19 protein-coding genes are annotated in these 21,882 nt (G+C 71.6%); 10 read left to right on the top strand and 9 right to left on the bottom strand.

What is annotated here, in order from left to right:
• Positions 1-174: 174 nt before the first annotated feature.
• Together ABII15_RS15220 and dapE are read left to right on the top strand one after the other, a co-directional pair.
• The gene (locus ABII15_RS15220) at positions 175-1,557 is read left to right on the top strand and encodes an amino acid permease (RefSeq protein WP_353942863.1); all 1,383 of its coding nucleotides are present in this window, start codon (positions 175-177) and stop codon (positions 1,555-1,557) included.
• The gene (gene dapE, locus ABII15_RS15215; RefSeq protein WP_353942862.1) at positions 1,554-2,624 is read left to right on the top strand and encodes a succinyl-diaminopimelate desuccinylase; all 1,071 of its coding nucleotides are present in this window, start codon (positions 1,554-1,556) and stop codon (positions 2,622-2,624) included. Before ABII15_RS15220 ends, dapE begins: the two co-directional genes overlap by 4 nt.
• 42 nt (positions 2,625-2,666) lie before the next feature.
• On the opposite strand, the gene ABII15_RS15210 is transcribed toward dapE, so the two are convergent.
• Positions 2,667-4,241: a helix-turn-helix domain-containing protein gene (locus ABII15_RS15210; protein ID WP_353942861.1), complete on the bottom strand. Its 1,575-nt coding sequence runs from the start codon at positions 4,239-4,241 to the stop codon at positions 2,667-2,669.
• Between the two features lie 119 nt (positions 4,242-4,360).
• Between ABII15_RS15210 and ABII15_RS15205 the strand changes: the two genes are divergently transcribed.
• The 3 genes from ABII15_RS15205 (at position 4,361) to ABII15_RS15195 (ending at position 7,093) form a co-directional block, all read left to right on the top strand.
• Entirely contained in the window at positions 4,361-5,125 is a 765-nt protein-coding gene (locus ABII15_RS15205) for a chorismate synthase (protein WP_353942860.1), read from the top strand.
• Positions 5,122-6,240, top strand: coding sequence for an o-succinylbenzoate synthase (gene menC / locus ABII15_RS15200; protein WP_353942859.1), 1,119 nt, complete (start codon positions 5,122-5,124; stop codon positions 6,238-6,240). Before ABII15_RS15205 ends, menC begins: the two co-directional genes overlap by 4 nt.
• 61 nt (positions 6,241-6,301) lie before the next feature.
• On the top strand, positions 6,302-7,093 hold the full coding sequence (locus tag ABII15_RS15195; protein WP_353942858.1) for a S16 family serine protease: 792 nt from the start codon (positions 6,302-6,304) through the stop codon (positions 7,091-7,093).
• A gap of 1 nt (position 7,094) precedes the next feature.
• On the opposite strand, the gene ABII15_RS15190 is transcribed toward ABII15_RS15195, so the two are convergent.
• The 5 genes from ABII15_RS15190 to ABII15_RS15170 all read right to left on the bottom strand — a co-directional run bounded on the left by ABII15_RS15190 (position 7,095) and on the right by ABII15_RS15170 (position 11,438).
• Positions 7,095-8,072 carry a glycine betaine ABC transporter substrate-binding protein gene (locus ABII15_RS15190; RefSeq protein ID WP_353942857.1) on the bottom strand — a complete coding sequence of 326 codons (978 nt, stop codon included), beginning with the start codon at positions 8,070-8,072 and terminating at the stop codon, positions 7,095-7,097.
• Positions 8,069-8,881: an ABC transporter permease gene (locus ABII15_RS15185; RefSeq protein WP_353947067.1), complete on the bottom strand. Its 813-nt coding sequence runs from the start codon at positions 8,879-8,881 to the stop codon at positions 8,069-8,071. The genes ABII15_RS15190 and ABII15_RS15185 overlap by 4 nt, the downstream gene beginning before the upstream one ends.
• 83 nt (positions 8,882-8,964) lie before the next feature.
• Positions 8,965-10,239 (bottom strand): betaine/proline/choline family ABC transporter ATP-binding protein, encoded by a 1,275-nt coding sequence (locus tag ABII15_RS15180; protein WP_353947066.1) that lies wholly within the window; start codon positions 10,237-10,239, stop codon positions 8,965-8,967.
• Between the two features lie 22 nt (positions 10,240-10,261).
• The gene (locus ABII15_RS15175; RefSeq protein WP_353942856.1) at positions 10,262-10,909 is read right to left on the bottom strand and encodes an ABC transporter permease; all 648 of its coding nucleotides are present in this window, start codon (positions 10,907-10,909) and stop codon (positions 10,262-10,264) included.
• 58 nt (positions 10,910-10,967) lie between these two features.
• Entirely contained in the window at positions 10,968-11,438 is a 471-nt protein-coding gene (locus tag ABII15_RS15170) for an Lrp/AsnC family transcriptional regulator (protein ID WP_353942855.1), read from the bottom strand.
• Positions 11,439-11,560: 122 nt separating this feature from the next.
• Here ABII15_RS15170 and hppD point away from each other — a divergent pair, with 122 nt between their 5' ends.
• Positions 11,561-12,706 carry a 4-hydroxyphenylpyruvate dioxygenase gene (gene hppD / locus ABII15_RS15165; RefSeq protein ID WP_353942854.1) on the top strand — a complete coding sequence of 382 codons (1,146 nt, stop codon included), beginning with the start codon at positions 11,561-11,563 and terminating at the stop codon, positions 12,704-12,706.
• Positions 12,707-12,884: 178 nt separating this feature from the next.
• On the opposite strand, the gene ABII15_RS15160 is transcribed toward hppD, so the two are convergent.
• A complete protein-coding gene (locus tag ABII15_RS15160; protein ID WP_353942853.1) occupies positions 12,885-14,408 on the bottom strand; it encodes a hypothetical protein in 1,524 nt (507 codons plus the stop codon).
• A gap of 87 nt (positions 14,409-14,495) precedes the next feature.
• On the opposite strand from ABII15_RS15160, the gene ABII15_RS15155 reads away from it, so the two are divergent.
• Positions 14,496-15,866: an FAD-linked oxidase C-terminal domain-containing protein gene (locus ABII15_RS15155; protein ID WP_353942852.1), complete on the top strand. Its 1,371-nt coding sequence runs from the start codon at positions 14,496-14,498 to the stop codon at positions 15,864-15,866.
• Between the two features lie 22 nt (positions 15,867-15,888).
• Here the strand turns inward: ABII15_RS15155 and ABII15_RS15150 are convergent, their stop codons facing one another.
• The gene (locus ABII15_RS15150; protein ID WP_111663611.1) at positions 15,889-16,359 is read right to left on the bottom strand and encodes an SsgA family sporulation/cell division regulator; all 471 of its coding nucleotides are present in this window, start codon (positions 16,357-16,359) and stop codon (positions 15,889-15,891) included.
• 220 nt (positions 16,360-16,579) lie between these two features.
• Between ABII15_RS15150 and ABII15_RS15145 the strand changes: the two genes are divergently transcribed.
• Positions 16,580-17,881, top strand: a complete 1,302-nt coding sequence (locus ABII15_RS15145; protein WP_353942851.1) for an RDD family protein — start codon at positions 16,580-16,582, stop codon at positions 17,879-17,881.
• A 270-nt stretch (positions 17,882-18,151) separates the two neighbouring features.
• Entirely contained in the window at positions 18,152-18,793 is a 642-nt protein-coding gene (locus ABII15_RS15140; protein WP_353942850.1) for an RDD family protein, read from the top strand.
• A 33-nt stretch (positions 18,794-18,826) separates the two neighbouring features.
• Here the strand turns inward: ABII15_RS15140 and ABII15_RS15135 are convergent, their stop codons facing one another.
• A complete protein-coding gene (locus ABII15_RS15135; RefSeq protein ID WP_353942849.1) occupies positions 18,827-19,078 on the bottom strand; it encodes a hypothetical protein in 252 nt (83 codons plus the stop codon).
• Positions 19,079-19,423: 345 nt separating this feature from the next.
• On the opposite strand from ABII15_RS15135, the gene ABII15_RS15130 reads away from it, so the two are divergent.
• A complete protein-coding gene (locus ABII15_RS15130; protein WP_353942848.1) occupies positions 19,424-21,769 on the top strand; it encodes an immune inhibitor A domain-containing protein in 2,346 nt (781 codons plus the stop codon).
• The last annotated feature ends 113 nt before the right edge of the window (positions 21,770-21,882 follow it).

Raw genomic sequence — 21,882 nt, 5'->3', positions numbered from 1 at the left:
TTTCCCGTGCCCCTTTGGCCTGACGGCCAAAGGGGCACGGGTCATTCTGGCCGATGCTCCCACCGGCCGGCGCCGTTCGCTCTGCATCATCGGGGCGACAGATGAACCGGTGAGGGGAGCGGTGCCGTGCAGACGGTCCGGCAGAGACTGACACGCCGCCAGGACGTGGCGGCCATGGCCGACGCCACCGCCCCGGGCGGCGCCCTGCGGCGCACGATGGGGCTGTGGCAGCTGACCCTGCTGTCCGTCGGCGCCACGCTCGGCACCGGCATCTTCGTCGTGCTGGGCGAGGCGGTGCCGAAGGCCGGGCCCGCGATCGTCGTCTCGTTCGTCCTCGCCGGTGTCACCGCCCTCTTCTCCGCGCTCTCCTACGCGGAACTCGCGGGCATGATCCCCGGCTCCGGGTCCTCGTACAGCTACACCTACGCCACGCTCGGCGAACTCGTCGCCTGGGTGTGCGGCTGGTGTCTGATCCTGGAGTACGGGGTGTCGGTCGCGGCCGTCGCCGTGGGCTGGGGCCAGTACGTCAACGAACTGCTCGACCTCGTCTTCGGCGTCACCCTGCCCGCCTCCCTCAGCGCCCCGCCCGGCACCGGCGGCGTCCTCAACGTGCCCGCCGCCGCGATCGTCGTCCTCGCCATGGTCGTGCTGCTGCGCGGGGCACGCGAGAGCGCCGTCATCAACGTGATCATGGTCGCGGTGAAGATCGCCGCCCTGGTGATGTTCTGCGCCGTCGCCTTCACCGCCTTCCACGCGGGCAACTTCCAGCCGCTGTTCCCGCTCGGCGCGGCCGGGATGAGCGCGGGCGCCGCCTCGCTCTTCTTCTCGTACATCGGCTTCGACGCCGCGTCGACCGCCGGTGAGGAGGCGAAGAACCCGCAGCGGGACCTGCCCCGCGCGATCATCCTGTCGCTGGTGCTCGTCACGGCGCTGTACGTGCTCGTCGCCGTCGCCGCCCTCGGCGCCATGCCCTGGCAGAAGTTCGCCGGGACCGAGGCCACCCTCGGCGAGGTCCTCGTCCGGGCCGTCGGCGGCGGCACCCTGTGGCCGGTCCTGCTGTCCGTCGGCGCGGTCGTCGCCACCACCAGCGTCGTCCTCACCGTGCAGTACGGGCAGATCCGCATCCTGTTCTCGATGTCCAGGGACGGACTCGTGCCGCCGGTGTTCTCCCGGGTGCACGCCCAAAGCGGGGTGCCGCGCGCCAACACGGTGATCGTCTCGTCCTTCATCGCCGTGCTCGCCGCCCTCGTCCCGCTGGGCAGCCTCGCCGACGCCACCAGCATCGGCACGCTCTTCGCCTTCGGGCTCGTCAACATCGCGGTGGTGCTGCTGCGCCGCCGCAACCCCGACGCGCCGCGCAGCTTCCGCGTCCCGCTGTCGCCGCTCCTGCCGCTGCTCGGCGTGGCCGCCTGCGGCTACATGCTGTGCAGCCTCGGCGCGGACACCTGGATCGCGTTCGGCGCGTGGATGGCGGCTGGCCTCGTCGTCTACTGGCTCTACGGCATGAAGCACTCCACGCTCGGCCGGCCGGGCACCCCTGTGAAGGAGACCGTGTGACCACCGCCGCCCTCGACCTCACCGCCGACGTCGTCGAGCTGACCCGCGCCCTCGTCGACACCCCGTCCGAGAGCGGCGCGGAGGGCCCGCTCGCCGACGCCGTCGAGGCCGCCCTGCGCGCCCTGCCGCACCTCACCGTCGACCGCGTCGGCCACTCCGTCGTCGCCCGCACCGCCCTCGGCCGCGCCGAACGCGTCATCGTCGCCGGGCACCTCGACACCGTGCCCGCCGCCGGGAACCTGCCCGCGCGCCTGGCCGACGGCCGCCTGTACGGGCTCGGCGCCTGCGACATGAAGGGCGGCGTCGCGGTGGCACTGCGCCTCGCGGCCGCGCTCACCGCCCCGGCGCGCGACGTCACCTACGTCTTCTACGAGTGCGAGGAGGTCGAGGGCGACCGCAACGGGCTGCACCGCATCGCCGCCGACCGCCCCGAACTGCTCGCCGCCGACCTGGCGATCCTCATGGAACCCTCCGACGCCGGTGTCGAGGCCGGCTGCCAGGGAGTGCTCTGCGCCGACGTCACCGTGCGCGGCACCCGGGCGCACACGGCGCGGGCGTGGCGGGGGGAGAACGCCGCGCACCGCTCCGCGGAGGTGTTGCAGGCACTCGCCGACCACGTCCCGGAGCGGGTGATCGTCGACGGGCTCGAGTACCGGGAAGGGCTCAGCGCCGTCGCGGTGCGGGCCGGAGTCGCCGGGAACGTCGTTCCCGACACGTGCGTCATCTCGCTCAACGCCCGCTTCGCGCCGAGCCGTTCGCCCCAAGAGGCGGAGGAGTATGTGCGCCGGATCATTCCCGGCGGCCACGAGTTCGTGGTCACCGAGGTCGTGCCCGGCGCCCTGCCCGGCCTCGACCACGCGGCCGTCGCGTCCCTGGTCGACTTCCTCGGCGTGGCACCCCGCCCCAAACTCGGCTGGACCGACGTGGCCCGCTTCACCCGACTCGGCGTCCCCGCACTGAACTTCGGCCCCGGCGATCCGGTACTCGCGCACACCGCGGGTGAGTTCGTCGAGGTCGGGCAACTGGCCGAGTGCGAGCGGAAGCTGGGGGAGTGGCTGCGCGGCTGACGGCGTGGTGCGGAGCCTCCCCCTGGGCGAGCGAAGCTCGCTTCAGGGGCGCGGGGAACTGCGCGAGAAGGCCAACCGGGCCTGCAGCCAGAGGACGAGACGTTCGTCCGGGTCGTCGAGGTCCAGGCCCACCACGTCCCGGACCTGCCGGAGGCGATACCGGCACGTGTTCGGATGAACGGCCAGCACCCGCGCCGCCCCCGCCATGTCACACCCGGCATCCAGCCAGGCCCGCACCGTCCGCCCGTACTCGGTCCCGTGCCCGGCGTCGTACGCCACCACCCGCGCCCACGCACCCCCGGTCAACTCCCGCCGCCCACCGACCAGTTCGGCTAGGCGCAACAGCGTGACCCGGGCCTGCATCTCGTCCACCACGGCGACCGGCACCTCGTCGGACAGACACCGCAGCACCAGATCGGCGTCCTCGCGCGAGTCCACGGCCCGGCCGAGCCCGGCGACGAGCGACCCCAGCGCCGCCCGCACGGGCAGCCGCAGCGCCCCGCCCGCCCGCTCCACGATGTCCTGCGCGAGCCGCTTGTGGCGGGCCGCGCCGCGCTCACCGGACGCGGGCAGCAGCGCGTACACCACCCCGTCGAGCAGCACACAGGCGTGCCGCCCGTAACGCGCCTCGCAGTGCAGCCGTACGAGGTCGAGCAGGCGCAGCGCGGTGCGCGCCACGTCCGGCGCGGATTCCGGGCCCGCGGGGGCGAACGCCGCGACCCGCACCGGATCGTCGCCCGCGCCGAGCCCGAGCCGGTGCGCGGCGCCGCCCGCGTCGACGGTGCCGTCCAGGACGCGGCGCAGCAGATCACCGCCGAGGTGCCGGGAGAGTTCCTGCGCGGCGCGCGCCCTGAGCAGCAGCAGCGCCGCCGTGGAGGCGCCCCGGGCGAGGGCGTGCTCGGCGTCCGGCGCGAGCCGCCCGCCGTCCACGACCCAGACCGAGCCGAGCGTCTCGCCGCCCGCGCGCACGGCGACGGCGAGCCGCGGCAGGTTCTCGTCGTCCAGGGCGGGCAGCCGCAGCGGGGTCCCGGCGGCGAACAGGGAGCGGTACTGCTCGGTGTTGGCCGGGCTGTCGGGCACCTGGAGCCCGAGGATGCCCTGCCGGCGGTCCTCGTCGACGGCCTGCCCGGCGACCGTCGAGTAGGCGAGGATGCGCTGGCGCGGGTCCTCGATGGCGGTGGCCCCGCCGGTCGCCGCGGCGATCGCGTCGGCCAGCGCGAACAGATCGCCGCCCGCCGCGGGCGCGGGCCCGGCGCCGGCCGCCGAGGACAGCAGCAGATGGACCCGGTGCCAGGCGGCGTCCTCGTCGACGGAGAGCAGCGCGATCCCGCCCCGCTCGGCCGCCGCGGTCACCGGGCCGTCGTCGTCCGGCGTGCCGCGGACGACGACGGCCGTCATGCCCGCGTCGGCGGCGTCCCGCACCAGCCGGGCGACCGCGGCCGGGGCGCGGACCCCGACGGCGAGCAGCACGGCGTCCGGGGCCTGCGGGAGCGGCGCACCGGCCTCGTACAGGAGCACCTCGCCGACGGGTACGGCGAGGCCGGCGGGGGCGGTGAGCGCGCGCACGGACGAACCGCCGAGCACATCGAGCAGGTCGCTCAGGGTGACGGTGTCCACGGGGGCCTTTCCGCTGGGACGGCCGGGCAGGTGGGTTTGGCCGATCGCAACATGACGATAGGGGGCTCTTGTGGCCCCGGCCAACCCGGACCGGCTCCGGCCCACCGAGACTCGGAGCCATGACCGTCACCGTCCGAGCGATCCACGAAGTGCCCCGTATCGCCGCCGTCGCCGACTTCTTCAGCGACGTGTGGCGGACCCCGCGCTCCACCCCGCCCTACCCGGCCGAGGTGCTGCACAGCCTGGTCCACGCGGGCGGCGCCGTGCACGCCGCGTACACCGCGGACGGCGAGCTGACCGGCGCCGCGGTCGCCGTGTTCGGGGAGCCCGCGGCCCGCGACGTGTACTCGTTCGTGGCCGCCGCCCGCACCAGCGACCGGGGCGTCGGGCACGCCGTCAAGCAGGCCCAGCGGGAGTGGGCCCTGGAGCGCGGCGCCCGCACGATGCGCTGGACCTTCGACCCGCTGGTCGGCCGCAACGCCCGCTTCAACCTCACCAAGCTGGGCGGCGCCGCCACCGAGTACCTGGTCGACTTCTACGGGCCCATGACCGACGGCCTCAACGACGGCGACGAGTCCGACCGCCTCACCGTCACCTGGGACCTCACCGCGGCCGAGGCCCGCCCCGAGCCCGCCGCGCCCACCGGTGACGTCCTCGCCCTCGCCCCCGACGGCGACCCGCTCGCCCGCACCGACGGCACGGTCCTGTGGTGCCGGGTCCCCGCCGACATCGTGAAGCTGCGCGCCGCCGACCCCGCCCTCGCCCTGCGCTGGCGCCACGCCGTGCGCGACGTGTTCACCGCCGCCTTCGCCGAGGGCCGCACCGCGACCGGCATGTCCCGCGACGGCTGGTACACCCTGACCCGGGAGGGACAGCCCGCATGAAGCTCGAACACGTGGAACTCCTGCACGTCGCGATCCCGCTCGTCACCCCGTTCCGTACGTCCTTCGGGACCATGACGACCAAGGACACGTTCCTGCTCCACGTCGTCACGGACGAGGCCGAGGGCTGGTCGGAGTTCGCCGCCGACCCCGAGCCGCTGTACTGCTCGGAGTTCGTCTCCGGCGCCGAGACCGTGATCCGCGACTTCCTGCTGCCGCGCGTCGCCGCCCTGCCCCGGCTGACGACGGCCGCGGTCGCCCCGGCGACGGCGAAGATCAAGGGGCACGAGCTGGCGAAGGCCGCGCTGGAGACGGCCGTCCTCGACGCCGAGCTCCGCGCCCACGACATGTCGCTCGCCACTTACCTGGGCGCCACCCGCGACCGGGTGCCTGCTGGCGTCTCCGTGGGCATCAAGGAGTCCGTCCCGGCCCTCCTCGACGACGTCGAGCGCTACCTCGCCGAGGGGTACCTCCGGATCAAGCTGAAGATCGAGCCGGGCTGGGACCTGGCCCCCGTACGGGCCGTGCGCGAGCGGTTCGGGGACGGGCTGCCGCTCCAGGTCGACGCCAACACCGCGTACACCCTCGCCGACGCGGAGCACCTGCGGCGCCTGGACGAGTTCGGGCTGCTGCTCATCGAGGAGCCCCTGGAGGAGAACAACCTCCACGCCCACGCGCTCCTCCAGCGGCGCATCGCCACGCCCGTCTGTCTGGACGAGTCGCTGCACAACGCGCGGGACACCGCGTCCGCGATCGCCATGGACGCGTGCCGGGTCGTCAACGTCAAGCCCGCGCGTGTGGGCGGGTACCTGGAAGCGCGGCGGCTGCACGATGTCGCCGCCGCGCACGGGGTGGCCGCCTGGGTCGGGGGGATGCTGGAGACCGGGATCGGGCGGGCCCCGAATCTCGCCCTCGCCGCCCTCCCCGGGTTCACGCTGCCCGGTGACACGTCTGCTTCCAGCCGGTATTTCGCCGAGGACATCACGGAGCCGTTCGTCCTCAGCGACGGCCACCTCCCCGTCCCGACCGGCCCCGGCATCGGCATCACCCCACGCCCGGACACCCTCCACCGCTTCACGACGACCCGCAACACCCTGTTCCCGTCCCCGGCCCGCTGACGGCCGGCCCCCACCGGAGCCGCGGGCGAAGGGCGACGGGCGGTCGCGTTAGATTGGGCGGGTGCTCAATCGCCTCAGCCGACCCAAGGCCCTCGCCCTCTGCGCGCTCCCGGTGATCGCGCTGCTCGCGATCACAGCCCTGGCCCCGCTGCCGTTCTCGGTGGCCCAGCCGGGCCCCACGACGAACGTGCTGGGGACGTCCGGCGGCAAGCCCGTCATCAGGATCTCCGGCACCGGCACCCGCGACACCAGCGGCCAGCTGCGTGCAGTGACGATTCTGGCGACAGGACCCGACGCCTCGATCCACCTCTCCGACGTGGTCGACAGCTGGTTCCGGGACGACCGCGCGGTCATGCCGCGTGACGCCGTGTACCCGGCGGGCGACTCCACCAAGGAGATCGAGAAGCACAACCAGGACGAGATGAGGGGCTCGCAGGACGCCGCCACCGAAGCCGCGCTCGGCTACCTCGGCGACCGCGGCAAGGACGTCCGGGTCAGCCTCCAGCTCGGCGACGTCGGCGGCCCCAGCGCGGGCCTGCTGTTCTCGCTCGGCATCGTCGACAAGCTCGACGGCGACGGCAGCGGCGGCGACCTGACCGGCGGGAAGTCCATCGCGGGCACCGGCACGATCGACGCGAACGGCAAGGTCGGCGCGGTCGGCGGCGTCTCGATGAAGGTGCAGGCCGCCGACCGTGACGGCGCCACCGTCTTCCTCGTACCGAAGGCGGAGTGCGCGGACGCGAAGGCGTCGGCGCCGAAGTCGATGCGGCTGATCCCGGTGACCACGCTCAAGGGCGCGGTCACCGCGCTGACGGACCTGGAGAAGAACTCCGGCACCGTCCCCGCCTGCTGACCTAGCCGTCGCCCTCCTTCACGAAGCCCTCCTTCACCATCCAGTCCAGGGCCACCTGGTGCGGGTCCTCGCCGTCGACGTCGACCTTGGCGTTGAGGTCCTGGGCGACGGAGTTGGTGAGCTTCTTCGAGATCGGGTCGAGGACCTCGGCCATCTCCGGATACTTCTCGTACGCCTTGGAGTTGACCTCCGGAGCCGCGTTGTAGTTCGGGAAGAAGTGCTTGTCGTCCTCCATGACCTGGAGGTTCATCGACCGGATGCGGCCGTCGGTGGTGTACACCTCGCCGAAGGTGCAACTGCCCTTCTTCACCTGCGTGTAGATGATGCCGCTGTCCATCTGCGTGACGTTCGACGCGGGGATGCTCATCCCGTACGTCTTCTCCATGCCCCGCAGCCCGTCGGCCCGGTTGGCGAACTCGCTCTCCACGCACACCGTGACGGCCTTCGGGTCCGACTTCGCGAGCGCGGCGACCTCGGAGAGCGTCTTCGTGCCGTACTTCTTGAAGTTGGCCGCGTTCATGGCGAGCGCGTAGGTGTTGTTCAGCGGGGCGGGCGGCAGCCACGTGATGCCGTTCTTGGCGTCCGCGTCCTTGACCGCCTGCCACTGCTTCTGCGGGTCGGTGATCGGATCGGAGTTGCCGAGGTACGTGATCCAGGCGGTGCCCGTGTACTCGTACATGGCGTCGGCGTCACCGGACTTGATGGCCTCGCGGGCGCCGACCGAGCCCTGGATGCCGGTGCGGTCGATGACCTCGGCGCCGGCCGCCTGGAAGGCGATGCCCATGATCGCGCCGAGGACCAGCTGTTCGGTGAACTCCTTGGAGGTGACGACGAGGTTCGCGCCCTTGAGCGGTTCGCCCTTGCCGACGATGCCGGGGGAGACGTCGTCGACCATCGGGCTGCCGCTGGTCAGCCCGCACCCGGCGAGCAGGGCGAGCCCGGCGGCCGCCGCCACGGTCACGCGCATACGGTGCTTCATGTTCGCGCCTCCAGTCCGCGCGGGCTGAGCAGCACCTCGGCCAGCGACGCCAGCCAGTCCACCAGCAGGGCGAGCGCGATCGTCAGGATGGAGCCGAGCAGCAGGATCGGCATGCGCTGATTGGTGATGCCGGCCTGGATGAGCGTGCCGAGGCCCCCGCCGCCGCCGAACACGGCGAGGGTGGCGGTGCCGACGTTGAGGACGAGCGCGGTGCGCACGCCGGCCAGGATCAGCGGCACCGCCAGCGGCAGCTCCACCCGGGCCAGCACCATCGCGGGCGACATGCCGATGCCGCGCGCCGCCTCCATGAGGGTCGGGTCGTTGGCCTTCAGGCCCGCGATCGTGTTGGAGAGCACCGGCAGGATCGCGTAGATGATGATGCCGATCAGCGCGGACCGCTGGCCGGTGCCGAGCCAGATCACCAGCAGCGCCAGCAGACCGATCGCCGGGGTGGCCTGGCCCATGTTGGCGAGGGCGAGCGCGAACGGCGTCGCCTTGCGGAACATCCTGCGGGTCAGCAGGATCCCCAGCGGGATCGCGATGATCAGCACGAAGAACGTGGAGATGACGGTCAGCTCGATGTGCTGCTTGAGGTCCTTCCAGACCTGGCCGCCGGAGAGCGCGTTCTTCGAGATGGTGTCGAGGTCGGCGTTGCGGAACCACAGCCAGGTGATCAGCAGCACCACCGCCACCAGCGCGGGCAGGAACGTCAGCTTCTGCCAGGTGAGGCGGCGCGGCTCCTTCGGTGCGGGCGGCGTCGCCTCCCGCTCGGCGGCGTCCTCGCCGTCGTCGCGGAACGCGAGACCCATCACCTCGTGCTCGCCGTCGGGCCTGGCGCCCTTCGGCGGCGCGCCCTTGCGGTGCTTGCCGGACGGCTGACCGGTCGGGCCGCTCACGCCTGCGCCTCCCCGTCCGGGGCGGTGGTGCCCTCCTGTTCCGCCTGCGTCTGCTGGGCGCGGAGGTCCTCCAGCTCGTGCTGGCTCTCGATGGCCTCCAGACGGTCGGCCTCCAGGAGTTCGTGCACGGAGTTCATCAGCGTCTCCATGTCGACGACGCCCTCGTACTCGCCGCGCCTGCCGGTGACCGCGACCCGGCCCGCGTTGTCGGTGAGGACCGCCTCCAGCGCGTCGCGCAGCGTCGCGTCGTACGTCACCGTGTCGTGGACCAGGGTGCCCGCGCGGGCCAGCGAGCCCTTGGCGCGCATCAGGTCGCCGCGCCGCAGCCACTTGTAGGGGCGGCCGCGCTTGTCGAGCAGCAGCAGTTCGTTGGTGCCGGCCGCGCGCAGCTTGTTGAAGATGTCCTGGAGCGGGTCGTCGACGCTCACCGTCGGATAGTCGGTGACCTCCACGTCCCGTACGCGGCTGAGGTTGAGCCGCTTCAGCGCCGCGCCCGCGCCCACGAACCCGGAGACGAAGTCGTCGGCCGGGTTGGTGAGGATCGCCTCCGGGGTGTCGAACTGGGCGATGTGCGAGTGCTCCCGCAGCACCGCGATCCGGTCGCCGAGCTTGATCGCCTCGTCGAAGTCGTGGGTGACGAACACGATGGTCTTGTGCAGCTCGTGCTGGAGCCGGATCAGCTCGTCCTGGAGGTGGTCGCGGGTGATCGGGTCGACGGCGCCGAACGGCTCGTCCATCAGCAGCACCGGCGGGTCGGCGGCCAGCGCCCGGGCCACGCCCACGCGCTGCTGCTGACCGCCGGAGAGCTGGCGCGGGTAGCGGCCCTGGAACTCGCCCGCGTCGAGCCCGACGAGGTCGAGCATCTCCTCGACCCGCGCCTTGACCTTCGACTTCGACCAGCCGACCATCTTCGGCACGAGGGCGATGTTCTGGGCGACCGTCATGTGCGGGAAGAGCCCGGAGGACTGGATCGCGTACCCGACCTTGCGGCGCAGCTTCACCGGGTCCATGTCGGTGACGTCCTCGCCGCCGATCCGGATCCGGCCGCTCGTCGGCTCGATCAGCCGGTTGATCATCTTCAGGGTGGTGGACTTACCGCAGCCGGAGGGGCCGACGAAGATGATGAGTTCGCCCGCCTTGATCTCCATGTTGACGTTGTCGACGGCCGGGTTGGGGTTGCCCGGGTAGATCTTGGTGAGGTTCTCCAGCTCGATGCTGGCGCCGGAGGTCTGCGGCGCCTTCGGTGCCTCGGCCGGCTCGCCGGCGGGCATGGTCTGCGCGGTCGGGGTGGTCTCAGACACGGATCCCCCTCGGGATGGTCAGCCGCCCGATCAGGACGTACACGGCGTCGAAGAGCAGGGCGAGGATGATGATGCCGAGGGTCCCGGCGAGTACCTGGTTCAGTGCGTTCTTGCTGCCCAGCGAGGCGATCCCGCGGAAGATCTCGTTGCCGAGGCCCGGTCCGGAGGCGTAGGCGGCGATCGCGGCGATGCCCATCAGCATCTGCGTGGAGACCCGGATGCCGGTCAGGATCGGCGGCCACGCCAGCGGCAGCTCCACCCGCACCAGGCGGGCCATCCGGGACATCCCGATGCCCTTGGCCGCGTCGATCAGCTGCGGGTCAACACCGCGCAGGCCCACGATCGCGTTGCGCACGATCGGCAGCAGCCCGTACAGCGTCAGCGCGATGACGGTCGGCGCCACGCCGATGCCGACGACCGGGATGAGCAGACCGAGCAGGGCCAGCGACGGGATGGTCAGGATGGTGGAGGTCGCCGAGGTGGCGAGGTTGCCCGCCCAGTCGCTGCGGTACGTGATCACGCCGATCAGCGCGCCGATCACGGTCGCCAGCAGCATGCACTGGAAGACCTCGCTGGCGTGCTGGTAGGCGTCGAACAGCAGCTGCTGGTGATGGCTGCCGAGATAGTCCCAGAAGTTCATCGCGCCTCGCGCCGGGCGCTGTTCGTACAGCCGCCGGGAATCTCCCGGCGGCCCCACGTCAGGAGTCGCCCGACGCCTGCTCCACCAGCGGGATGACGCGCAGCGGAACGGGGTTCTCCATGACGATCGCGGTGGAAGCCCGGACAATGCCATCAAAACCGACAACCAGGTCGATCACCCGCTGGAGATCCGCGTTGGAGCGGGCCACGAGCCGGCACAGCATGTCCCCGCTGCCCGTCGTCGTGTGCAGCTCCAGCACCTCGGGAACGGACGCCAAGTGGGCCCTGACGTCGGCTCCTTGCCCCTGCCGGATCTGCAGCGTGGCGAACGCGGTGACCGGGTAGCCGAGCGCCGCCGGCTCCACCTGCGGACCGAACCCGCGGATGACTCCGTTCGAGGTAAGCCGGTCGAGCCGGGCCTGCACCGTGCCGCGCGCCACCCCCAGCCGCCGGGACATCTCCAGGACCCCGATCCGCGGCTCGCGCGCGAGCAGCACAATGATCCGGCCGTCCAGCTGATCGATCGCCATGCCCGCCTCCGCAGTGGTCACCCTGTACACAAAGCCCGCCGATACCGGCTCTCCACTGGTCAGATTGCCCAGCGAATACGCAAACTATTGCGCACCTTGTGGAACGGCGGGAGCCTCCAGACATGACTGAGACAGCAGCCCACACTCCCAGCACCGCGCGCGAGGCCGACCCCTTCCCGGTGAAGGGAATGGACGCGGTCGTCTTCGCCGTCGGCAACGCCAAGCAGGCCGCGCACTACTACTCCACGGCCTTCGGCATGAAGCTCGTCGCCTACTCCGGACCGGAGAACGGCAGCCGCGAGACGGCGTCCTACGTCCTGACCAACGGCTCGGCCCGCTTCGTCTTCACCTCCGTCATCAAGGCCGCCACCGACTGGGGCCACTTCCTGGAGGAGCACGTCGCGGCGCACGGCGACGGCGTCGTCGACCTGGCCATCGAGGTGCCGGACGCGCGGGCCGCGTACGCCTACGCCGTCGAGCACGGCGCCCGCGGCATCGTCGAGCCGCACGAGGCCAAGGACGAGCACGGCACCGTCGTCCTCGCCGCCATCGCCACGTACGGCAAGACCCGGCACACCCTGGTCGAGCGCACCGGCTACGACGGCCCGTACCTGCCCGGCTTCCAGGCCGCCGCCCCGATCGTCGAGCCGCCCGCCAAGCGCACCTTCCAGGCCGTCGACCACTGCGTCGGCAACGTCGAGCTCGGCAGGATGAACGAGTGGGTGGCCTTCTACAACAAGGTCATGGGCTTCACGAACATGAAGGAGTTCGTGGGCGACGACATCGCCACCGAGTACTCGGCGCTGATGTCGAAGGTGGTCGCCGACGGCACGCTCAAGGTCAAGTTCCCGATCAACGAGCCCGCCATCGCCAAGAAGAAGTCCCAGATCGACGAGTACCTGGAGTTCTACGGCGGCGCGGGCGTCCAGCACATCGCGCTCGCCACGAACGACATCGTCGCCTCGGTCCGCGCCATGCGCGCCGCGGGCGTCTCGTTCCTGGACACCCCCGACTCGTACTACGACACCCTCGGCGAGTGGGCGGGCGAGACGCGGGTGCCGGTCGAGACGCTGCGCGAGCTGAAGATCCTCGTCGACCGCGACGAGGACGGCTACCTGCTCCAGATCTTCACCAAGCCGGTCCAGGACAAGCCGACCGTCTTCTTCGAGATGATCGAACGCCACGGCTCGATGGGCTTCGGCAAGGGCAACTTCAAGGCCCTCTTCGAGGCGATCGAGCGGGAGCAGGAAAAGCGCGGCAACCTCTGACCGAGGGGTGCCGGTCGTGCGGTTCCCCGGCGATTCCGGGGGCGTACTTCGTCCTCGGGCCGGTGGCCGCTTCTCGCGCAGTTCCCCGCGCCCCTGGACGAGCGGAGCTCGTTTCAGGGGCGCGGGGAACTGCGCGACCAGCCACGACGCGGCCCGCGCCCGCCCACCGGCCGAACCCCTAGCGGCGCTTCGGCGCGACCCGATGGGACGCGGCAGCGACCGGTGGCTTCGGGGGCCACATCTGCGGAACCCCACCCTCGGGCGGCGAGCCCAACGCGTCCAGCGCCTCCCGGGCATCGGGCCCGTACAACGGCGAGAACCCGGGATTGATGCGCAGCGCCTCCCCGAGATGCCGCCGGGCCGCCCCGTACAACCCCAACTCCCGCTCCACGACCCCGAGATGGTACGAGTAGGACGCGTTGCGTACCGTCCCGCCCTTCTGCCGGTCGGTGGCCCGCCGCAGGAACCAGTGGGCGGCATCCTCGTCCCCGGCCCGGTGATACGCCCACCCCAGCGCGTCCGCGACAGCGATCCCCGGCGCCCGCGACCACTCCGCCCGCAGCCGCGCCACGGCCGCCTCCGGATCCCCGTGATCGGCCTCGAACCGCCCGAGCACCAGCGCGTCGTCCACCCCGTGCGCCCGCTGCGCGGCGACCCGCGCCCGCAGCACCCCGTACTGCGCGTCGGCGGCCCGCTCGTCCCCCAGCGACGCGTACAACTCGCCCAGCTCCAGCGCGTACTCCGGCTCGGGCTGCTTCGCCAGCGCGAGCCGATACGCCTTCACCGCCTCGGCCGTCCGCCCCAGCGAGGCCAGCGCCCGCGCCCGCCCGGCCAGCGCCGCGTGCGCGGACGGATCGGCGGCGAGCGCCGCGTCCTGGTGCCGCAGCGCGTCGGCCGGCTCCCCCCGGTCCCAGGCGAGGTCACCGCCCCGCTGCAACAGCGCCGCCCGCTCCGCCGGCGTACCGGCCCGCGCCGACGCGTCGGCGAGCACCGCGGCGGCGTCCTCCCGCCAGCCCCGGTCCCCGTACACGGCCGCCGTGCGCAGCGTCACCGCGGTCCCGGCGCCCGCCGACAGCCCGGTCAGCTTCTCCAGGGTGCGGTCCGCCGCCTTGTAGTCGCCCGTCCCGCGATAGCCGTCGACCAGCGAGACGTACGACGACCAGCGCTTCGGCGCCAGCTTCACGGCGGCCTCGCCGTACTCCCGGGCGCCGCGCCAGTCGCCGCGGGCGGCCGCGAGGGCGGCGAACCCGTCGAGCGCCTCGACGTTCCCCTCCGGCCGCGCGGCGAGCGAACTGCGCAGCGCCCGCTCGGCCTTGGGGTAGTCCGCGGTCCGCGCGGTCCGCGAGCCCCGCTCCACGTAGGCGGCCCCGAGCGCCGCCCACGACAGACCGTCCCGCGGATGCGTGCGCACCCGCGCCTCGCGCTCCCCGATCAGCGCGCTCAGATCCGGCAGCGCGGCCGGCGCCCCGACGGCGGCCGCGATCACCGCCCGCCCGGCCGGACCCGGCAGCGCCGCGGGCTCCTGCTTCTCGTCCGGCAGCAGCACCAGCACACCGCCGAGCACGGCGCACCCGGTGACGGCGGCGACGAGAGCGCGCCGCACGGCGGGGGAGCGGCGGCGTGGGGCGGCGACGGGCTCCGGCGCGGGCGCCACGGCCCGCGCGGAGGTCTGGACGTCCTCGGCGTTCTCGGCGATCTCCATGGCGCATACTGTGCGTCAATACGAAGAGCACACGGTGGAGGCCACAGACGGGTTCACACCGATGGCCCCGAGTGCGAGGCTGTGATCATGAGCCGCACCCTCATCGAACTGCTCGGGGACGGGCTGCCCGCCGAGGCGATCCTCACCGACCCCGACATCACCGCCTCCTACGCGCACGACATGGCGAGCTTCTGCGACGCGGGCGCCCCGGCCGTCGTCGTCCTGCCCCGCACGGTCGAACAGGTCCAGCACGTCATGCGCACGGCCACCGCGCTGCGCGTACCGGTCGTCCCGCAGGGCGCCCGTACGGGCCTGTCCGGCGCGGCCAACGCCAGCGACGGCTGTGTCGTGCTCTCCCTCACCAAGATGGACCGCATCCTGGAGATCAGCCCGGTCGACCGGATCGCGGTCGTCGAGCCGGGCGTCATCAACGCCACGCTCTCCCGCGCGGTCAACGAGCACGGCCTGTACTACCCGCCGGACCCCTCCAGTTGGGAGATGTGCACCATCGGCGGGAACATCGGCACGGCGTCGGGCGGCCTGTGCTGCGTCAAGTACGGGGTGACGGCCGAGTACGTGCTCGGGCTCGACGTCGTCCTCGCCGACGGCCGCCTGCTGTCCACCGGCCGGCGCACCGCCAAGGGCGTCGCGGGCTACGACCTCACGCGCCTCTTCGTCGGCTCCGAGGGCAGCCTCGGCATCGTCGTGAAGGCGACGCTGGCGCTCAAGCCGCAGCCGCCTCGACAACTGGTGCTCGCCGCCGAGTTCGCCTCCGCCGCGGCCGCCTGCGACGCCGTCTGCCGGATCATGGAGGGCGGCCACGTCCCGTCACTCCTCGAACTCATGGACCGTACGACGGTCAAGGCCGTCAACGCCATGGCGAACATGGGCCTCCCGGAGACCACCGAGGCCCTGCTCCTGGCCGCCTTCGACACCCCGGACCCGGCCGCCGACCTCGCCGCCGTCGGCGCCCTGTGCGAGGCCGCGGGCGCCACCCAGGTCGTGCCCGCCGAGGACGCGGCGGAGTCCGAACTGCTGCTCCAGGCGCGGCGGCTGTCCCTCACCGCGCTCGAAGCGGTCAAGGGCACCACGATGATCGACGACGTGTGCGTGCCGCGCTCGAAGCTCGGCGAACTCCTCGAAGGCGTCGAGCGGATCGCCGAGAAGTACGCGCTGACCATCGGCGTCTGCGCCCACGCGGGCGACGGCAACACGCACCCCACCGTCTGCTTCGACGCGCAGGACGCGGACGAGGGCCGCCGGGCCCGCGAGTCCTTCGACGAGATCATGGCGCTCGGCCTGGAACTCGGCGGCACCATCACCGGGGAGCACGGCGTCGGCGTCCTGAAGAAGGAGTGGCTCGCCCGCGAACTGGGCCCGGTCGGCGTCGAGGTGCAGCAGGCGGTGAAGGCGGCCTTCGACCCGCTCGGCCTGCTCAACCCCGGCAAACTGTTCTGATCACCTCGCCGGGCAGCGTCCCTCACTGCCCGTCCGACTCGTCCGAGCCCCACGGGTCGCGCAGGTAGAGGTCGTCGGCCGGGGTGGGCGTGAGCAGCTCGGCGAGGCCGGCGTCGATGCCGAGCCGCTCGGCCTCAGAGCCCGGCGGAACCGCCCGCAGCGTGCGCTCCAGCCAGGCCGACACCTGCGCGGTCGGCGCCTCCAGCAGCGCGTCGCCGTCCGGCGAGGTCAGCGCCATCAGCACCACGCTGCGCCCGTCCACCTTCGTCGGCCACACCCGCACGTCCCCGTGCCCGCACGGCCGGAACACCCCCTCCACCAGCAGCTCGCGCGCGAACGTCCAGTTGACCGGGTGGTCGGACCCGACGTGGAAGGTGATGTGCACGGCGTAGGGATCGTTCGTCCGGTACGTCAGCCGGGCCGGGACGGGGATGCTTCGCTCGGGCGACAACACCAGCTTCAGCTCTAGTTCGCGTTCCACCACGGAGTGCATGTCGTGCGCTTCCTCTCGCCTGTACGGGTCCACGAGCGGGCCCGTACAAGGTGAGAGGCCGATGTGGCCGCGGCATTACGCGAGTTCGCCGAAGTTTTTTTCCGGGCCCCGCGAATGCCCGGAAAGTGGTCCGTAACGGCGGAGCGGCACGGGCGGGCGCGGTGGTCTGATAGACGTAGAGGCCACAACAAGACCCCCGAGCAGATACGGGACGACGGACATGAGCGCCCCAACCCCGGCCCCCGGCGACGACAGGCCCCGCGAAGGCTACTACCCCGACCCGTCCATTCCCGGATATGTCCGGTACTGGAACGGAGCCGCCTGGGTCCCCGGCACCAGCCGCCCCGCGCCGTCCGACGGCGAACAGCTGCCGGCCCCGCCGGGCGCGAGCGCCCAACCCGGGCCCGTGGCACAGCCGTCCGCCCCCACCGCCGAGGAGACCGGCCCGGTATTCCTCGACGAGGAGCCCTCCGTCCGTACGGAGACCGGACCCGAGACCGGCGCCGTCAACAGCGTCGAGGCCCCCGCGCCGCCCGAGCCCGCCTCCGCCTGGCAGGCCGACGCCTCCCGGCAGTCCGGATTCGGCGGCGAGCAGGACCGCCGGGTCTCCTGGGGCTCTTCCGACGGCGGGTCAGCTGCCCCCGAACCGGCCGCCGACGAGCCGCAGGAGCGGCCCGACAACACCGTCTCGATCCGTGCCGTGCGGCCGGGCGCGGCGGCTCCCGTGCGCACCGAGGGCACCATGGCGATCCGGGCCCTGCCGAAGCAGCAGGCGAACCCGGCACCCGCGCCCGCACCGGCCCCCGCGCCCACGCCTGCCCCCGCCCCGGTCCAGCCGCAGCAGCAGGCTCCGCAGCAGCAGGCCCCCCTGCCCACCCCCGTCACCCAGGGACCCGGCGGCGGGCAGCCCTCCTGGGCACAGCAGGTGCACCAACTCGCGACGCCCGCGCCTGCTCCCGCGCCGGAGAGCGGCGGTCCCGTCACGCCGTTCAAGCCGGTGGTCACCGACCCGTTCCTCGCCGCCGCGCAGGCCCAGGCGAGCGCGCGGCCCGCCGGGCTCGGCAAGCGGTTCGCCGCGCGGCTCATCGATTCGGCCGTTCTCGGGGCCGTCACCGCCGTCGCCGCAGTGCCGCTGTACGGGCGGACCGTCGATCACATCGACGGGAAGATCGACGCGGCCAAGGCCTCCGGCCGGCAGGTCACCGTCTGGCTGATCGACGGCACCACGGGCGTGTATCTGGGCATCGTCCTCGGTGTGCTGCTGGTCTTCGGTGTCCTCTACGAGGCGCTGCCCACCGCCAAGTGGGGGCGCACGCTCGGCAAGAAGGTGCTGGGGCTGTCCGTCCGGGACATCGAGGAGCACACCTCGCCGACGTTCGGCGCCGCCCTTAAGCGCTGGCTCGTCTACAGCGTCCCGGGCGTTCTGGTCATCGGCGTCCTCGGAGTCCTGTGGGGCGCCTTCGACCGCCCCTGGCGCCAGTGCCTCCACGACAAGGCAGCCCGAACCTTCGTGGCCGACTAGCCCTACCGGGCGGGACCGGGCCGTTCGGCTCCCCGCGCCCTTGCCGGGTTGTTCGTTCGTCCGCGGCCCGGCGGCCTCTTCTCGCGCAGTTCCCCGCGCCCCTGAAGCGAGCTCCGCTCGCCCAGGGGAGGCGGCGCGAAGCGCCTGCCTCAGGGGCGCGGGGAACTGCGCGAGGAGCCCGCACCCGTGTGCGGCCGGAATCGAACCCCGGGTCATCCGGACGGCGGCCCGCCGGATGCGTAGGGCACGGGATCGCGGTCCACTCGGGCCATGAGTACCGAACCGCCGGACGACGACCCGTTCCGCAAGCCTCCGCCGACGAACCAGGGTGGCGGCTCGCCGTACGACAACCCCCAGGGCCCGCAGCCCCAGAACCCCTACGACAACACGGCCCCGCCCCCGCCCCCGTACAACAGCGACCCGTACGGAGCCGGAGGCCCCGGCCCGGGCGACCCCCTGGCCGGCATGCCCCCACTCGCCGAGAGCGGCCGCCGCGTCCTCGCCCGCATCATCGACATGGTGCTGATCGGCATCATCGTCGGCCTGCTGTCCTGGGCGTTCGACATCACCAGCTTCAGCACCGACGGCGACAACATCAACGCGGGCAAGCAGGCCGGCTCCTCGATCCTGACGGCCGTCCTCTACATCGCGTACGACGTCATCCTGATGTCGAGGACGGGCCAGACGCTCGGCAAGCGGCTGCTGAAGCTGCGCGTGGCCAACCTGGACAACGGCGCGACGCCGAGCGCCCAGACCAATCTGGTCCGGGCGCTCGTGCTGTGGGTTCCGTTCGCCTTCTGCTGCGCCTGCATCTGGACCGCCATCTGCGGCGGCTGGAGCTTCTTCGACAAGCCCTACAAGCAGGGCCTGCACGACAAGGCGGCCAAGACCGTGGTGGTCAGCAGCGGCTGACCGTGCGGCGCGTACGACCGGCGGGTCCGTGGCTCACGGGCCCGCCGTCTCGTGCACCGGCTCCCGCTCGCGCGCCTGCTCCGACGCGGCGTCGGCCTCCGGCGCGGGCGTCTGCTTCGGCTTGGGCACGCTCAGCGCCACGAACAGACCCAGGATGACCGCCGACATGGCGATGACGCCGACGCCCGGTCCCGAACTGGTCTGCGACAGCAGCAGCATGGCGATGGTGGACAGTACGACGGTGGCCGAACCGTAGGCGAGCTGTGCGACAGTCGGTCGAGGCATGGCGATGTCCGTCCTCGTGACAGCGGGGGAGCAGGGCGGGGCGTCCGGGGCTCGTGGCCCACCGTGCCCCAACTCTAATCCGACGTGTGCCCGAGTGGAACGACCAGTAAGCATGACCTTACCCACGGTGCAGGTGCATGGGGGGCGCACGGAGTCATTCAGTCCACCAAGTGGACGTTCGAGCGCGCCCGTTGTACTGGGAGCACTGTCCGGATACCGGATCCGCCGCGCTGCATAATGCAACGCACATGTCACAGTCAAGGTCTGTTAATTCTTTCCTACCTCCGGTCAAATGGCGTCACTTGTGATGCGTGGCTTTCCGCCACGGAGGAGGGAAAGACTCAAGTGACCACCAAGAGACGGGCGTTGAGATCCGCCGCCGTGCTCGTGACCCTGGCCGCCACCGCGGCCACCGGTTCCATAGCGGCGACCACCGCGCAGGCCGACAGCCCGGCCGCCCCGCCGAGCGGCTCGCACGGCGACAGCTACCAGGGCAAGGGCCATGTCATCGACGGCCCGTTCAGCCGGCAGCAGGCCGAGCAGCGGCAGACGGCCCTGGAGCAGGTGCTCAAGGGCAGTTCGAAGGTCCAGGAGAAGAACGGCTCGAAGGTCGTCAAGCTCGGCAAGGACAAGTACGTCGAGCTGGGCCGTGAGCGCACCGACCAGATCTTCACGATCCTGGTCGAGTTCGGCGACAAGGTCGACAGCAAGTACGGCGGCGACGCCGGCCCGCTGCACAACGAGATAGCCGAGCCGGACCGCAGCAAGGACAACAGCACGGCCTGGCAGAAGGACTACGACAAGGGTCACTTCCAGGACCTGTACTTCGGCTCGGGCAAGGGCGTCGACTCCCTCAAGACGTACTACGAGAAGACCTCGTCGGGCCGCTACTCGGTCGACGGTGAGGTCTCCGACTGGGTCAAGGTCGACTACAACGAGGCCCGGTACGGCTCCAACTACTGCGGCGCCTCCAACTGCCCGACCGTCGAGGACCTGGTCCGCGACGGCGTGAACGCGTGGGTCGCGCAGCAGAAGGCGGCCGGCAAGTCGGACGCCGACATCAAGGCCGACCTCGCCAAGTACGACCAGTGGGACCGTACGGACCACGACAACGACGGCAACTTCAACGAGCCCGACGGCTACATCGACCACTTCCAGATCGTGCACGCCGGCGAGGACGAGTCCGCGGGCGGCGGCGTCCAGGGCGAGGACGCCCTGTGGGCGCACCGCGGCTACGCCTACAGCCGCGACGACGGCAACACCGGCCCCGCGGGCTTCAAGGCGGGCGGCACCCCGGTCGGCGACACCGGCATCTGGGTCGGCGACTACACGATGCAGCCGGAGAACGGCGGCCTCGGCGTCTTCGCCCACGAGTACGGCCACGACCTCGGCCTGCCCGACCTGTACGACACCACGTACATCGGCGAGAACTCGGTCGGCTTCTGGTCGCTGATGTCGGCCGGTTCCTGGCTCGGCACCGGCAAGGACGCCATCGGCGACATGCCGGGCGACATGACCGCCTGGGACAAGCTCCAGCTGGGCTGGCTCAACTACGACAAGGCCAAGGCCGCCACCAACTCGGTGCACAAGCTGGGTGTTTCGGAGTACAACACCAAGCTGAAGCAGGCGCTGGTCGTCGAACTGCCCAAGAAGAACGTCACCACGAACATCGTGCAGCCCGCGCAGGGCAGCAAGCAGTGGTGGTCGGACTACGGCGACGACCTCGACAACACCCTGTCGCGCACGGTCGATCTGACCGGCAAGAAGACCGGCTCGCTCGAACTCGACGGCTGGTACGACATCGAGAAGGACTACGACTACCTGTACACGCAGGTGTCCACCGACGGCGGCGCGAGCTGGCAGACGATCGACGGCACCGCCGACGGCCAGGCCATCCCGCGCGACGGCGGCGACAAGCCGGCCCTGACCGGCACCAACGGCAAGTTCCAGCACCTGGTCTTCCCGCTGGACGCCTACGCGGGCCAGAAGATCGACGTCCGCTTCCGCTACAAGACCGACGGCGGCGTGGCCCAGATGGGCTTCGCGTTCGACAACCTCGCGGTCAAGGCCGACGGTGCGACCCTGTTCGCCGACGACGCCGAGTCCGAGCAGGCCGGCTGGACGAGCCACGGCTTCTCCCGCGTCGGCGCCTCGATCAGCGGCGACTTCCCGCAGTTCTACATCGCCGAGAACCGCCAGTACGAGTCGTACGACAAGACCCTCAAGGTCGGCCCGTACAACTTCGGCTGGCGCGACGGCGGCGCGAAGCAGAACTGGGTCGAGCACTACCAGTACCGTCCCGGCCTGGTCATCTGGCAGTGGGACACCTCGCAGCGCAACAACAACGTCGGCCAGCACCCGGGCCAGGGCCTGATCCTGCCGATCGACGCGCACGCGAAGCCGATGAAGTGGGCGGACGGCAAGCTGATCTCCAACAAGATCACCCCGTACGACGCTGCCTTCGGCTGGTACCCGGTCCCGGGCATGACCCTGCACAAGCTGGGCGTCGCGACCAAGATCAAGCCGCAGCTCGGCAACCCGGTCTTCGACGACCGCAAGGGCACCTACTGGTACGCGGAGAACCCGAACGGAAGTGTCAAGACAACTGACACCAACACCCGGATCTCTGTCCTGAACCAGCCCCTGGACGGCTCCTCGATCACGGTCAAGGTGGGCCCCTCCACCCGGTGATCTTGTAAAACCCCAGGTCAAAGACGTATCGGCCGCGACTTTTCTAGCTAGGGCTAGCGGGTCGCGGCCGATCGTGTTTAGGTGCGTCCTGTGAGTTCCTTATTGACACGACG

It is taken from the genome of Streptomyces sp. HUAS MG91 (assembly GCF_040529335.1).
GTDB lineage: Bacteria > Actinomycetota > Actinomycetes > Streptomycetales > Streptomycetaceae > Streptomyces > Streptomyces tabacisoli.
The sequence above is the reverse complement of the archived record's forward strand: the minus strand, read 5'-3'. Positions and strand labels throughout refer to the sequence as shown.